Here is a 14921-nt window from a genome sequence, read left to right on the forward strand (position 1 = left end):
GCAGCGGCGCTCCCTTTTTCACCCCGCCCAGCCCCCACCAGCGGCGCACCCGACTTATTCAATAGACGAACCTTCACAGCAGGCCCACAGGCCACAACAGCCCGTGGCATACGGTGCGCTATAATGGGGGGAAGTATTTTGGCACAGTGGGAGAGAACCATGAACCTTGTGCTCCTTGGCCCGCCCGGCTCAGGGAAGAGCACAGTCGCCAAGCCGCTGGTCGAGCGGCACGGTCTGACGCTCATCGCCACGGGGCAGCGGCTCCGTGATGAAATGGCCGCCCGCACCCCGATCGGGCTAGAGGTCGAGCCGCTGCTAGAGCGCGGCGAGTTTGCGCCCGACGAGCTGATGGCACGGCTCATCCGCGATGTGCTCGGCAAGCTGGCCCCCGACCAAGGCTTTCTGATGGATGGCTACCCGCGCACCCAGTTCCAGGCCGTCACGCTTGAGCAGCTGCTTGCTGGCCTGGGCCGCAGCCTCACCGCCGTGATCAACCTAGAGGTTCCCGACGCCGAGGTCATCCGCCGTATGAGCGGGCGCAGAACATGCATCATCCCCGGCGAGGCACCCTGGCCCATCCATATCGAGGACGAGGCCGCCGTGGCCCAGTGCCAGGCGCGGGGCGGCACGCTCACCCAGCGCGACGACGACTCGCCCGAGCTGGTGCGCCAGCGCCTGGCGGTCTACCACGAGCGCACCCAGCCGCTGATCAGCTTCTACCGCGAGCGCGGCAGGCTGCTGGTGATCGATGCCAGCGCCCCGCCCGACACGGTGATCGAGCGCGCTACCGCCGCCCTTGCGCCATTGGTCCGATAGCCCGCAAGCGCCGCAGTGTGGCGGCGCTGCCCCCGAGCCTGGCAGCGTCCCCCCACACCTACATCGCAGCGCCTCACGCATAGCCCATGGTCCACACTCAAGCCAACAAACAAGCCGACACACGATGAAACGAGGCGTCGTATGGCAGATCACCCGCTAAAGATATTGATGGTTTCCGCCGAGATGGTGCCGTTCGCCAAGACCGGCGGGCTGGCCGATGTGGTCGGCGCGCTGCCCAAGGCCCTGAAGGAGCAGGGGCACGATGTGCGCGTGGCCATGCCGCGCTACGGGCGCGTGCGGCGCGACCGCTTCGGCCTGGCCGAGTTCATCCCCAGCTTCAGCGTGCCGCTGGATGACCGCATGGTGGATGTGAGCATCCTGCAGACCAGCATCGCCTCGCACGGCGGCGATGTGCCGGTGTACATGGTGGAGAACGCCCGCTACTTCGACCGCGAGGGCATCTACATGTACGAGGATGATGCCGACCGCTTCATCCTGTTCTGCCGCGCCGCGATCGAGGCCACCCGCCAGATCGGCTGGCAGCCCGACATCATCCACTGCCACGACTGGCAGACCGCGATCATCCCCAACTGGCTGAAGACGGTGTACAAGGATGATCCGTTCTTCGCCAGCACCGCCAGCGTCTACACCATCCACAACCTGGCCTACCAGGGCGTGTTCGGCAACCGCGTGCTGGAGATCGCCGGGGTGGATGAGTACGGCTACATCGCCCAGCCCGCCCTGCCGCACCTGGGCGACGCGGTGGACTTTATGGGGCGCGGCATCTACTACGCCGACATCATCAACACCGTGAGCGAGACCTACGCCCGCGAGATCCTGGAGCCGGAGTACGGCGAGGGGCTTGACCCCGTGCTGCGCGAGCGCAGCGACCACCTGTTCGGCGTGCTGAACGGGATCGACACCGACGTGAACGACCCGCAGACCGATACCCACCTGGCCGCCAACTTCAGCCTGGCCGACCAGGCCGGCAAGCGGCTGTGCAAGGCCGACATCCAGCGCGAGGCCCGCCTGCCCGAGAACCCGCACACCCCGCTGGTGGGCGTGATCTCGCGGCTGTCGAACCAGAAGGGCTTCGACCTGATCGACAGCATCCTAGAGCCGCTGCTGCGCAACCACGACATCCAGGTGGTGGTGCTAGGCACCGGCGACCAGCGCTACCACGATCGCCTGACCGAGTTCCAGGGCCGCTTCCCGCAGCAGGTCAAGGCCTTCCTCACCTTCAACGCCACGCTGACGCAGAAGATCTACGCCGGGTCGGACATGTTCCTCATGCCCTCGCGGTTCGAGCCATGCGGCCTGGGCCAGATGATCGCGCTGCGCTACGGGGCCATCCCGATCGTGCGCAGCACCGGCGGCCTGGCCGACACCGTGCGCGACTACGACGCCAGCAGCGGCGATGGCAATGGCTTCACCTTCGCCAGCTACGACCCCGCCGCGCTCTACGATGCGATCGCGCGCGCGGTGGCCAGCTACGGCGATCGCGATCGCTGGCAGCAGCTGGTGACACGGGCCATGGCGTCCGACCACTCGTGGTCGGCCAGCGCGCGACGCTATGTCGAGCTGTACCGCAGGGCGCTGGAGGCGCAATCGCAGGGCTAGGCGGGCAGCACCAAGGGCCGGCGGGGCGCACCCGTCGGCCCTTTGCTGTGCCGTAGGGCCGGGGCCAGTTTTCTACCACCAAGACACCAAGGCACCAAGGGAACGAATGGGAACAAGTGCCGTGAAAGCGCAAAGGGACGGCCGACATGACGCCTAGACCCTGATCAAATTGAAGGCTTGACAATTACCGATATATCGATATACTATGCGTTGTCGATATATCGGTAACTTCTACACTCAGGCAAAAGACGATCTTGACAAGCCGTGGCGGGCGGCGTATCATACCGTTCAGTTAGTTCATCTAACTAATTTGTGTGAAATGATAGTGCCCATGACACAGCCAACCAACGCCCAGCGCCTCGTACGCGTGCTGTTCCAGATCCGCCACCTGAAAACGGGCAAAGCCAGCCGCGCCATGAGCGAACTCGGGCTTTCCGCATCGCACATCCGCGTGCTCTACACGCTGGCCCATACCGACAGAGCCATCCCCATGAAAGAGCTGGCCAGCGCGCTCGACCTCACGCCGCCCTCGGTCACGTCGCTCATCCGGCGGCTGGACGAGGCGGGCCTGATCAGCCGCAGCGCCGACACCAGCGACAGCCGCGTGGCCCTGATCACGCTCACCGACGAGGGCCAGGCGCTGCTGCGCGCCTTCTACGAGCAGCAGGTGTCGCATATGGATGCGCTGCTCAGCACGCTCAGCGACGACGAGCAGGCCCAGGTGCTGCGCCTACTAGAGCGGGCCGCAGCCGCGCTGACCGACGCCAGCGACAGCGCTAGCGAGCACTGCCCAGCGCGCCGCAGCAGCTAGCGCGGCAGCAGAACCAACGTTACCAGCCGAGCGCCCGCGCGGAGCCGCACGCGGTGCCAGTTCCCCTTGTGTCGAAAAAGGAGCAAACCTTGCACGCACAGACCCGAACCCAGCCCGGCCCGGCGCGCGGCCCCGGCAGGCCCGCCCCCGACCCGGCCACGCGCGGCGCGCTCACCCGCGCCCTAGCCTACCTGCGCCTACAGATGGGCAGCGCCGCTACCGCCCTGGTGGCCCTGCTGATCGCCACCGTGGCCCAGATGGCCGTGCCCCAGCTGGTGCAGAACATGATCAACGCGGTGACGACCAGCGCCACCGCGCACGAGATCCTCACCACCGTGCCGCCCGAGCAGCAGGCCGCAGCGGCCCAGCGCGCGGGCACCACGCTGGAGGCCGTGCAGCACGCCTCCGCCACCGCCGAGCAGGCGCTCACATCCGCCGCGCTGATCATCCTGGCCTTCGCGGTGATGCGCGGCATCTTCTCCTTCCTGCAGGCGTATATGACCGAGAAGACCTCGCAGGGCATCGCCTTCGACCTGCGCAACGCCATCTTCGCCAAGATCCAGCGGCTCTCGTTCAGCTACTACGACCAGAACCAGACCGGCCAGCTGATGATCCGCGCCACCGACGACGTCGAGAAGGTGCGCCAGTTTATGTCGCAGGGCCTGCTGCTCAGCATCCAGTCGCTGCTGCTGCTGGTCGGCACGCTGGTCATCCTGTTCGCCACCAACTGGCAGCTGGCGCTGTGGGTGCTGCCGCTGCTGCCGCTGGCCATCGGCCTGTTCATGGGCTTCGGCATCCTCACCAGGCCGCTGTTCGGCGAGATCCAGCGCAGGCTCTCCAAGCTCAACACCATCCTCCAGGAGAATCTGGCGGGCATCAAGGTGGTCAAGGCCTTCACCCGCGAGCCGCACGAGACCACGCGCTTCAACGCCGCCGCGCTGAGCGTGATGGAGCAGCAGCTGAAGGTCGGGCGCACCTTCGCCACACTCTTCCCGTTGATCTTCCTGATCTCGCAGCTGGGCCAGGCGCTCATCCTCTACTTCGGCGGCAGCCAGATCCTGGGCGGCACGCTGCAGCTGGGCGAGTACCAGAAGTTCAGCCTCTACCTGATCTACATCTTCTTCCCGCTGGGCCAGCTGGGCATGATCATCTCGCTGATGTCGCAGGCCAGCGCCTCGGCGGCCCGCATCTTCGAGATCCTGGATGCCAAGAGCGAGATCGCCAACAAGCCCGACGCCGCCGAGCTGCCCGCGATCAGCGGCACCGTGGAATTTCGCGATGTGACCTTCCGCTACCTGGGCAACCAGCAGCCGGTGCTGAAAAACGTGAGCTTCACGGCCCGGCCAGGGCAGACCATCGCGCTGCTGGGCGCGACCGGCAGCGGCAAGACCTCGATCATCAACCTCATCCCGCGCTTCTACGATGTGGCCGAGGGCGCGGTGCTGATCGACGGCCACGACGTGCGCGACGTGACCATCGACAGCCTGCGCAGCCAGATCGGCATCGTGCTGCAGGAGACCAACCTGTTCTCGGGCAGCATCCGCGACAACATCGCCTTCGGGCGGCCCGAGGCCAGCCAGCAGGATGTGGAGGCGGCGGCCCGCGCGGCCTCGGCCCACGACTTCATTATGTCGTTCCCGCAGGGCTACGACACGCCGGTGGGCGAGCGCGGTACCACGCTCTCGGGCGGGCAGAAGCAGCGCATCGCTATCGCCCGCGCCCTGCTGCTCAACCCGCGCCTGCTCATCCTCGACGACTCGACATCCAGCGTCGACCTGGCCACCGAGGCCCACATCCAGCACGCGCTGGACAACCTGATGCACGGGCGCACCAGCTTCGTGATCGCCCAGCGCATCAGCACCGTGCTGAACGCCGACGTGATCCTGGTGCTTGAGAAGGGCGAGATCGTGGCCAGCGGCCAGCACGAGGATCTGATGGAGAGCAGCCCGATCTACGCCGAGATCTACACATCGCAGCTGGTGGGTGACGCCGAGGCGGTGGAGAGCGGCCAGGCCGCATAGCAAGGAGCCAAACCTATGATGGGACACCCCGGCGGCCCGCGCCACCTGCTGGAGCGCGAGGTCCAGAAGCCGATAGACACCGGCACCACCCTGCGCCGCTTCTGGCAATACCTAGGCCGCTACTGGTACGGCGTGGTGCTGGCGATCACCTGCGTAGCCCTGAACACATGGGTGCAGGTGGCCACACCCGACCTGCTGGCCCAGGCCGTGGACTGCTACCTCTACCCCGAGCCGCAGAGCTGCTGGTACACCACCGTGAGCGCCAGCGCCACCCTCGATCAGAAGCTGGCCGGGCTGGGCGGCCTGGTGCTGCTGCTGGTGGGCATCTACATCGCGGGCGCGCTGCTGGGCGGCGTGGCCTTCTACACCATGAACTGGACCGGCCAGCACGCCCTGGTGGACATCCGCAAGGATCTATTCGCCCAGATCCACCGCCTCTCGCTGGGCTACTACTCGCGCAACGAGGCGGGCAATATCATGAGCCGGATCACATCCGACACCGACACCATCCAGCAGGTCATGGGCTTCGCGCTGATGAACGTGCTCTCCGGCGCGGTGCTGATCGTGTGGATCAGCTTCAAGATGATGAGCGACAACCTGCCCTACGCCCTGCTGAGCCTGAGCATGGTGCCGCTGATGGCCGTGGCCACCTGGTTCTTCTCCTCGCAGGCGCGCAAGGCCTACCGCGCCAGCCGCCAGGAGATGGGCAACGTGAACGCGGGCCTGCAGGAGAGCATCGCCGGGGCGCGCGAGGTGCAGGCCTTCAACCGCGAGGACGAGAGCATCGACCAGTTCCGGCGCACCAACGCGGCCAACCGCGACGCCAACGTGCGCGCGGCCAGCTACACCAGCGCGCTCAACCCCGTGCTGGAGGCGCTGGGCTACCTGGCGATCGCCATCGTGGTGGTGGTGGGTGGCCTGAGCGTGATCCGTGGCCAGCCGCTGCTGGGCGGCAGCGCGATCTCGCTGGGCATGGTCTTCGCCTTCCTACAGTACGTGCAGCGCTTCAACCAGCCCATCCAGCAGATCGCCGTGATGTGGACCACGGTGCAGAGCGCGATCGCTGGCGGCGAGCGGATCTTCGGCCTGCTGGATGAGCAGCCCGAGGTGGCCGACAAACCCAGCGCCACTGCGCTCGCGCCCATCCAGGGCACCGTCGAGTTCCGCCACGTGTCCGCCGAGTACAAGCCGGGCGAGCCGGTGCTGCGCGACGTGAGCTTCACCGCCCAGCCTGGCCAGACCATCGCGATCGTCGGGCCGACCGGCGCGGGCAAGACCACGATCATCAACCTCATCCCGCGCTTCTACGACGTGACTGCGGGCGCGGTGCTGATCGACGGCGCGGACGTGCGCGACGTGACCGCCGAGAGCCTGCGCGGCCAGATCGGCATCGTGCTGCAGGACAGCTTCCTGTTCTCCGACACGGTGATGGAGAACATCCGCTACGGTCGGCTGGATGCCAGCGACGACGAGGTGGTGGCCGCCGCCAAGCTGGCCTCGGCCCACGGCTTCATCGAGCGGCTGCCCGACGGCTATGCCACCGTGCTGGGCGAGCGCGGTGGCGGCCTGAGCCAGGGCCAGCGCCAGCTGATCGCCATCGCCCGCGCGGCGCTAGCCAACCCGCGCATCCTCATCCTCGATGAGGCCACATCCAGCGTGGACACGCGCACCGAGCGGGTCATCCAGCAGGCCTTCGACCGGCTGCTGCAGGGCCGCACCAGCTTCGTGATCGCCCACCGCCTCTCCACCATCCGCAACGCCGACATGGTGCTGATGGTCAAGCAGGGCCAGATCATCGAGCGCGGCAGCCACACCGAGCTGCTGGCCCAGCGCGGGGCCTACTACGACCTGTACATGAGCCAGTTCCGCCGCGAGGAGCCAGATGCGCTGCCCGCCGAGGCGCTGGCCGCCAACTAGCCTGATACTGCGGCACACACAGCGCCCAGAGCGCTATCAGGTGTGCCGCAGCGCCACATCAGGGCCATGAAAGCGCTGCCTCGTTCATCTGCAACCTTTTGGCTGCTACACTCGTCATTAAGGCTAGATACAACGAGGAGGCACACCATGGTTCTTGGCAACATGTTCTTGATCGCGGCCCTGATCGCCGCCACATGCGCCATCGCCTTTATGCTGATGCGCAAACCATCCGACTCGGGCCTGAACAGCGGCATCGGCGCGCGCTTCGGGGCGCTCTTCGCAGGCTTCTACCTGCTGCTCGGCACGGCGCTGATGCTGATCGGGCTGCTGGCTGGCGGGGGCCTCTCTTCCAATATGCTGATGCTGCTGGGCATCCCGTGGACTTCGCTCGGCGCGCTGCTGGCTAGCGACGGCCTGCAGGCCAGCGCCAACGCCTGGCAGCCCGAGATGCTGGCGCTGGGCGTGGTGGGCGTGATGATCAACACCAGCATCCTCTACCGGCTGGGCCAGCGCATCGCGCTCTCGCTCCGCGAGCCGCAGCTCTAGCCTCGCCACCCAGGCGCGGCGGGCGTGGAACAATCCACGCCCGCCTTTTTTTGCTCAGCGAGAAATACGAACAACGGCGGATTGCAGCCCATCCAGCGCTCATCTATCATTCAGGTGAAAGCGCTATCAGGGCTACGCGAGACCATAGGCAGCGCCACAGTGCAGATTTTGCACACAATCGCAAACTATGGTACCGTGTCTCTAGTGAAACCGCTCTCAGGAGCACTACCAGCGACGAAGCTTGTGCGATGATGCAGCCAGAACAACCGCCACACACCCGCCCCGCAGCGCCCATCGCCCCGCTGCCGATCGCGCTGGCCATGCCCGCCACAGCCGCAACCAGCCACAACATACCAACCCACAAAAGGAACCGCTATGAAGCAGACAAACGTCGGGATCATCGGCACAGGAAACATCAGCGGCATCTACCTTGAGTCGCCGCAGAAGTTCCCCAACATCACCATCCGCGCCTGCGCCGACATCGACCTGGCCCGCGCCCAGGCCCAGGCCGAAAAGTACGGCGTGCCCAAGGCCTGCTCGGTCGAAGATCTGCTGGCCGACCCCGAGATCGACATCGTGATCAACCTGACCATCCCCGCCGCCCACGGCTCGGTGGCCATCCAGGCGATCGAGTCGGGCAAGCACGTGTACAACGAGAAGCCCCTGGCGATCGAGCGCGACGAGGCCAAGCGCATGCTGGGCCTGGCCGCCCAGAAAGGCCTGCGCGTGGGCTGCGCGCCCGACACCTTCCTGGGCGCGGGCCTGCAGACATGCCGCAAGCTGATCGACGACGGCGCGATCGGCGAGCCGGTGGGCGCGACCGCGTTCATGATGTCGCGCGGCCCCGAGCGCTGGCACCCCAACCCCGACTTCTTCTACCAGCCCGGCGCTGGCCCGATGTTCGACATGGGGCCGTACTACCTCACCGCCCTGGTCTCGCTGCTGGGGCCGGTGCGCCGCGTCACCGGCGCGACCCGCGTCACCTGGGCCGAGCGCATGATCACCAGCCAGCCGCTGAACGGCACCATGATGAAGGTCAACACCCCCACCTACATCGCGGGCCTGCTCGACTTCGCCAGCGGCCCGGTGGGCACGATCATCACGGTGTTCGACGTGTACGCCAGCCGCCTGCCGCGCATCGAGATCTACGGCAGCACCGGCACCCTGAGCGTGCCCGACCCCAACACCTTCGGCGGGCCGGTGCAGCTGTGGACCAACGAGACCAACGAGTGGCGCGATGTGGAGCTGACCCACGGCTACGCCGAGAACAGCCGTGGCATCGGCGTGGCCGACATGGCCGAGGCCATCCACACCGGGCGCACGCACCGCGCCAGCGGCGAGCTGGCCTACCACGTGCTCGACCTGATGCACTCGTTCCACGACGCATCGAACCAAGAGCAGCACATCCAGATGCAGAGCACCTGCGCCCGCCCCGAGGCGCTGCCCGCAGGCTGGGTGCCGCAGGCCTAGCCGCTTTTTGCACAAAACGCCCTGGGCCACCACAATGGCCCAGGGCGTTTTTGTGTACCGAATGTACGCAGCGTATCACAGATCGCGTAGAGCGAGCGGGCTGGAACTACGCCTCCACCCGCACGATCTTCAGCATCACGCTGGAGAAGTCGCCGGGCAGCTCGACGCGCAGGCCCGCCTGCATCCAGGCCGCGCCCGATCGCACCCCGTGGCCCTCCACCTCGTAGCGCTCGGTCGGGTCGAGGCCGCGCAGGTAGAGCGGCGGCAGCTCGGCGGGGCGGGCGATGTGGGTGCGGAAGGCGAACAGCACGCCCTCGGCCCGATCCTTCGACACATACTGCACCGCCGAGAACGGCTCGGCGTGCGGCGAGCGTAGCCGGTACATGTCGCCCAGCTGGATGACATGCCGCACCTGCTTGTAGGCCGCGATCAGGCGCGTGGCCTCGGCCCGCTCCGCGTCATCCCAGTGCAGCAGGTGGCCGCCCACACCCAGCGAGCCGCACATGCTCACGTGGAAGCGGAACTCCAGCGGCAGTCTGCCACGGTCGGCGTCTGTCACCCAGGCCTCCATGGTGATGGCCGGGAACAGCTGCGAGAAGCCCTCCTGGATGGGCAGGCGCGGCGCGGCGGCGGTGTTGTCGCTCACCCAGATCTGGTCGGCCAGCCGCAGGATGGCCAGGTCGGCGCGCCCGCCGCCGCCCGAGCAGCTCTGCCACACCACGTGGGGGTGGCGGGCGCGCAGCGTGCCCCACACGTGGTAGAGGCCCTGCACATAGCGCACCCACAGCTCGCGCTGCTCGCCCTCATAGGCGGGCCAGCCTGGCTCGCTCACATTGCGGTTCATATCCCACTTGATAAAGCGGATGTCGTTCTCGCTCAGCAGCGTATCGAGCAGCCCGATCAGGTGGTCCTGCACCTCGGCCAGAGCCAGGTTGAGGATGAGCTGGCCGCGCGCCTCGGTGCGCTCGCGGGTGGGGAAGTGGATGACCCACTCGGGGTGGGCGCGGTAGAGGTCGCTGTTGGGGTTCACCATCTCCGGCTCGACCCACAGGCCGAACTCCATGCCCAGCTCCTTCACGCGGTCGATCAGCGGGGTCAGACCGTCGGGGAACTTGGCCGGGTCGGGCCACCAGTCGCCCAGGCCCGCGTTGTCGCTGGAGCGACCGGGGAACCAGCCGTCATCCATCACAAACAGCTCGACGCCCAGCGCGGCGGCATGCTCGGCCAGGGCCATCTGCGAGGGCGCATCCACGTTGAAGAAGGTCGCCTCCCACGAGTTGTACAGCACCTTGTGCAGCTCCGCGCCATGCGGCAGCACCTGTGCCCGCACGAAGTCGTGGAACATGCGGCTGGCCGCGCCGAAGCCGTGGGCGGTGTAGCCCGCCAGGCTGGCTGGCGTGGTGAAGCTCGCGCCAGCGCCCAGCTGCCACGCGAAGTCCCAGTCGTTCAGGCCGATGCTCACGCGGGTCGAGCCGAAGTCGGTCACCTCGGCCAACATCTTCCAGTTGCCGCTCCAGGCCAGCGCGCCAAACCATACCTCGCCCGTATCCTCATCCGCCGCGCCACGGTCGAGCGCGAACCACGGGTTGCTATGGTGGCTGGTAGTCAGGCGGCGGCTCTCCAGCAGCTTTACACCGCGCACCAGCGGCTCGCGCCGCAGCTGGAACTCATCGGCCCAGCGCCCAGTGAGGTACGAGAGGCGGTAGTCGCCACCCCAGGGCACGTGCCACTGCGCGCTCAGCGCCCGCTCGATCGTGATCGGCTGCTCGCCCTCGTTGGTCAGCACGGCGTAGCGCTCGATTAGGTCGCTGCCGGGGTGCAGGCGGTAGTAGAGCGAGACCTTGAGCGGGTAGGCGGTGTCGCGCAGGTGGATGGCCAGCGTCTCGCCGCTGACCTCGGCCCCGGCGAAAGCCAGCACGGTGTCGCGCACGCCATCGGCGAAGCGCACCGCCAGACACGGCTCATGGTACTTGGTGCCTCCATAGGCCGGGTACTCGTGCAGCACCCGCTGGGCCGTACTATTGAACGACGTCCACTCGGGCGGCTCGACCGGCGCGGGGTAGTCCTCGGGGTAGGGCAGGCGCGCGCCCCAGTAGCGCTGGGCCAGCAGGCCGTGGGAAGTGAGACCAAACGCGTAGGCAGTGTTCTGGGTCTCAAGCACCCAGCCATCGGATGTGGTGTGGATTGGCATAGAAATCTCTTATGTCAGATTGCGCACGGTCGCGCCAAAGAAAAAGCATGCGTACGGGCGCGGCTAGTCATTCAGCTCGGCCACATGCGGCACGCGCACCCACAGCTGCAGCGCCAGCATGCCCGCCACGCCGATCACAGTCAGCACGCCGAACAGCAGCTCGTAGCCCGCCACGGCGGCCACCGCCCCGGCCAGCAGCGGCCCCAGCGCGGCGGCGGGGGCCAGCGCCGTGTTGGCCACGCCAATGTAGGTCGGGCGCAGCGCGGGCGTGCTGAACGAGAAGATCAGCGTGAAGCCCGAGAGCGTGTAGCCCGCCTGGGCCGCGCCCATCAGCGCGAAGATCAGGTAGTACCACGAGGCGTCGGGGGCAACCACCGCCAGCACCAGCGTGACCATACCCAGCAGCGTGGAGAGCACCAGCACCTGCTTGTGGCCCCAGCGGTCGGCCAGCGCGCCCATCAGCACGTGGGCCACCGCCTGCGCCCCGATCAGCACGCCCGTGATCACGCCGATCTCGGCGTCGGCCACCTGGAAGCGGGCCAGCAGCGCGGCGGTCAGGAAGTTGTGCCCCACGAAGCCCAGCGCGATCGCCGCGCGGCAGAACAGGTAGCGCCGGAACGCCGCATCGCGCCGCAGCAGCGGCATGATCCCACCCATAAACTCGCGCCAGGGCGTGCGCGGCTGGGCATCCTGCGGCGGCTCCACCGACAGCGCCAGGCAGCCGTAGGAGATAGCCTGGCCCACAAAGCACAGCAGCGCCAGCACGCCCACGCTCTGTGGGAAGGGCATGTCGCGCAGCAGCGTGGTGGCCACCCACGCGCTGGCCACGCCAAAGATGCCACCGACGCCATTCTGCATGCCAAAGAAGATCCCCCAGCGGCGCTTGGGGATGATCCGGGCCACAAAATCTTGCCACGCGGTCGAGGTGAAGCCCGATCCGAAGGCGTAGACCGTAAAGAGTATAAAGAAGAGGACAAGGATCGTCGGGTGGGGGAGATCCGGCGCAGAAAGCAGCAGGATGCCGAGGATGAGGAAGACAACGCGCTCGAAGATCGTGGCGAACAGAATATACGGCTTACGCCGCGCCATGCTCGCGACCACCGGGGCCATGAACAGGCTCGGCATCAGCCAGCCAATGTAGTAGATCGTGGGCAGCAGGCCCTGCACCAGCGCATTGCCGCCCAGCTTCTCCACAAACAGCGGCATCACCGTGAGCCGCGAGATCATGCTGATCCCAAAGATATAGGAGACCCCATCTCCCACATTCACCCAGAAGTTGCGCGCCGCGTGCCGTCTCAGCACGGCATCGGCGTGTTCTGTCGCCATGGAGGCCCCCTGTGCTCGCTTCCGCCCTCGCCCCATCATACCACGGCTGCGCCTGCGGGCTATCCGTCGATAGCCCAGTGCGCGGGGAAGCGCGCCGCCGGAAAGATCGCCCGCACCTCGGCCAGCATCCCGGCCAGATCGTCGCGGCGGTAGCGGTCGGACACGTGGAAGAGGATGAGGTCGGCCACGCCCGCCCGCCGCGCCAGCTCGGCCACCTGCGGCGCGGTCATGTGGAAGTTGCGCGCGGCCAGCTCGGCGTCGGCGGCGCGGTACTGGCACTCGCACACCAGCGTGTCGCAGCCCGCCAGCGCGGGGGCCAGCCGCTCCAGCGCCGCCGCATCCAGCAGGAAATCGGTGCAGTACGCGAACGACTGGCCCTGCTCCACCACGATCAGCTCGGCGCGCAGGCTGGCCAGCTCGAAGCTGCGCCCGCCGATGGCGATCTCGCCCTCGCCCGGCTGCTTCAGGCGCTGCAGCCACGGCCCGGGCGCAAGGCCCAGCTCCGGCAGGCGCTCGGCGCGCACATGCAGCCGGGGCCGCTCGCGCAGCACATAGGCCAGCGAGGCCGTGCGGTGGTCCAGCTGCAGCGCCTCAAGGCGCAGCGAGGGCGTCTGCCACACCAGCGCGCCCTGGCGCGGCTGCGCGGGCTGGGGGTAGCGCTGGGCAAATGCCTCGCCCAGCCGCATGCGCGCACGCTCCAGGCGGTCGGGCAGCACATCCACCACATCCCACACGGCGGGGTCGCCCTCCTCCAGGTTCCACAGGAAGCCGCGCATGCGGTGCTGCATGATCTCGGCGGTGCCCGCCGGGCCGTAGATGATATTCGGCCTACCGGTGCGGCTGTAGACCATGCGGAAGAAGCTGTCGAAGCCGGCCACATGATCCATATGCAAATGCGAGAACAGCAGCGCATCCACCGCCTGGGCCTCGGCGCGGCCCAGCTGCGCGGCCGTGCCCTCGCCGCAGTCGAACAGCAGCCGCACCAGCTCGCGCCCGCTGTCGGCGCGCACATAGGCCGCGTTGTCGCGCCCAGGCTCGCCCAGCACCTCTACCGTCAGCGCCATACAGCACCCCATAAAAAAAGGGCTGGCATACGCATGCCAGCCCGCCTCTCACCGCAGCGACAAACGCTACAGCACGCCCACCGTCGAGTGGTCGCCCAGCACCAGCCGGTACGACTTGGGCCGCAGCGGCGAGCGCCGCACCTCGACATAGCGCCCGATCAGGCTATCCTCCAGGCGGCTGGGCAGATCGCGGATGACGCTGTGCTCCAGCACGATCGAGTGCTCGACCTCGCTGTTCTCGATCAGGCAGTGGTGGTAGATCGAAGTGAACGGCCCAACGTAGGCGTTCACCAGCCGCGTGCCCTCGCCGATGATCGCCGGACCGCGGATCGTGCTGTTCACGATCTCCGCGCCCTGCTCGATGATCACCTTACCGATCACGTGCGAGTCGCGGTCCACATAGCCATCCACGCGCGGCTGCATCTCGTCCAGCACCAGGCGGTTGGCCTCCAGCATATCGTCCTTCTTGCCGGTGTCGATCCACCAGCCCTCGTGGACATAGGGGAACACCTTGCGGCCATGCTCGACCAGCCACTGGATGGCGTCGGTGATCTCCAGCTCGCCGCGCCAAGAGGGCTTGATCGACTCGACCGCCTCCCAGATGCTCTCGTCGAACATATAGATGCCCACCAGCGCCAGGTCCGACTTCGGCTCGCGGGGCTTCTCGGTCAGCTGCAGGATCTGGCCGCGCTCATCCAGCTCGGCCACGCCGTAGGACTGCGGGTTGGGCACACGCTTCAGCACGATCTGCGCGTTGTAGCTGCTGGAGCCGAACTGCTCGATCAGCGGTGAGATCCCGCCCTGGATGCAGTTATCGCCCAGGAACATCACGAAGCGGTCGTCGCCCAGGAAGTCGCGGCTGATCTTCACCGCGTGGGCCAGGCCAGCGGGCGAGTCCTGGGGGATGTACTCGATGCGCACGCCCCAGCGCTTGCCATCGCCCACCGCCGCGCGCACCTCGGGGCCAGTGTCGCCGATCACGATGCCGATCTCATCGATGCCAGCATCGCGGATGGACTCGATCACGCGGAACAGCACCGGGGTATTGGCGACCGGCACCAGCTGCTTGGCGCTCGTGTAGGTGATCGGGCGCAGGCGAGTGCCCTTCCCGCCGCTCAGAATGAGACCCTTCATGAAAG

Annotated in this window: 11 protein-coding genes; 7 read left to right on the forward strand and 4 right to left on the reverse strand. The window is 67.2% G+C overall.

Annotated elements, in window-relative coordinates:
* The first annotated feature begins 159 nt into the window (after positions 1 to 159).
* The 7 genes from F8S13_16790 to F8S13_16820 all read left to right on the forward strand — a co-directional run bounded on the left by F8S13_16790 (position 160) and on the right by F8S13_16820 (position 9201).
* Positions 160 to 816, forward strand: a complete 657-nt coding sequence (locus F8S13_16790; protein ID KAB8141798.1) for a nucleoside monophosphate kinase — start codon at positions 160 to 162, stop codon at positions 814 to 816.
* Positions 817 to 957: 141 nt separating this feature from the next.
* Entirely contained in the window at positions 958 to 2436 is a 1479-nt protein-coding gene (locus tag F8S13_16795) for a glycogen synthase (protein KAB8141799.1), read from the forward strand.
* A 205-nt stretch (positions 2437 to 2641) separates the two neighbouring features.
* A complete protein-coding gene (locus F8S13_16800) occupies positions 2642 to 3247 on the forward strand; it encodes a MarR family transcriptional regulator (GenBank protein ID KAB8141800.1) in 606 nt (201 codons plus the stop codon).
* Between the two features lie 203 nt (positions 3248 to 3450).
* Complete coding sequence (locus tag F8S13_16805; protein ID KAB8141963.1) at positions 3451 to 5268, forward strand: ABC transporter ATP-binding protein; 1818 nt, start codon at positions 3451 to 3453, stop codon at positions 5266 to 5268.
* A 15-nt stretch (positions 5269 to 5283) separates the two neighbouring features.
* The gene (locus tag F8S13_16810; GenBank protein KAB8141801.1) at positions 5284 to 7185 is read left to right on the forward strand and encodes an ABC transporter ATP-binding protein; all 1902 of its coding nucleotides are present in this window, start codon (positions 5284 to 5286) and stop codon (positions 7183 to 7185) included.
* Between the two features lie 147 nt (positions 7186 to 7332).
* Positions 7333 to 7731, forward strand: coding sequence for a hypothetical protein (locus F8S13_16815; GenBank protein KAB8141802.1), 399 nt, complete (start codon positions 7333 to 7335; stop codon positions 7729 to 7731).
* Between the two features lie 375 nt (positions 7732 to 8106).
* Positions 8107 to 9201, forward strand: coding sequence for a Gfo/Idh/MocA family oxidoreductase (locus F8S13_16820; GenBank protein ID KAB8141803.1), 1095 nt, complete (start codon positions 8107 to 8109; stop codon positions 9199 to 9201).
* A gap of 106 nt (positions 9202 to 9307) precedes the next feature.
* Here F8S13_16820 and F8S13_16825 read toward each other — a convergent pair whose 3' ends face one another.
* From F8S13_16825 to F8S13_16840, 4 genes are all read right to left on the reverse strand, one after another.
* A complete protein-coding gene (locus F8S13_16825) occupies positions 9308 to 11392 on the reverse strand; it encodes an alpha-galactosidase (protein KAB8141804.1) in 2085 nt (694 codons plus the stop codon).
* A gap of 63 nt (positions 11393 to 11455) precedes the next feature.
* Complete coding sequence (locus F8S13_16830) at positions 11456 to 12718, reverse strand: MFS transporter (protein ID KAB8141805.1); 1263 nt, start codon at positions 12716 to 12718, stop codon at positions 11456 to 11458.
* Between the two features lie 59 nt (positions 12719 to 12777).
* Positions 12778 to 13782 (reverse strand): MBL fold metallo-hydrolase, encoded by a 1005-nt coding sequence (locus F8S13_16835; GenBank protein ID KAB8141806.1) that lies wholly within the window; start codon positions 13780 to 13782, stop codon positions 12778 to 12780.
* 66 nt (positions 13783 to 13848) lie between these two features.
* The gene (locus F8S13_16840) at positions 13849 to 14916 is read right to left on the reverse strand and encodes a glucose-1-phosphate thymidylyltransferase (GenBank protein ID KAB8141807.1); all 1068 of its coding nucleotides are present in this window, start codon (positions 14914 to 14916) and stop codon (positions 13849 to 13851) included.
* Positions 14917 to 14921: the final 5 nt, after the last annotated feature.

This window comes from Chloroflexia bacterium SDU3-3 (assembly GCA_009268125.1).
Classification (GTDB): Bacteria; Chloroflexota; Chloroflexia; order Chloroflexales; family Roseiflexaceae; genus SDU3-3.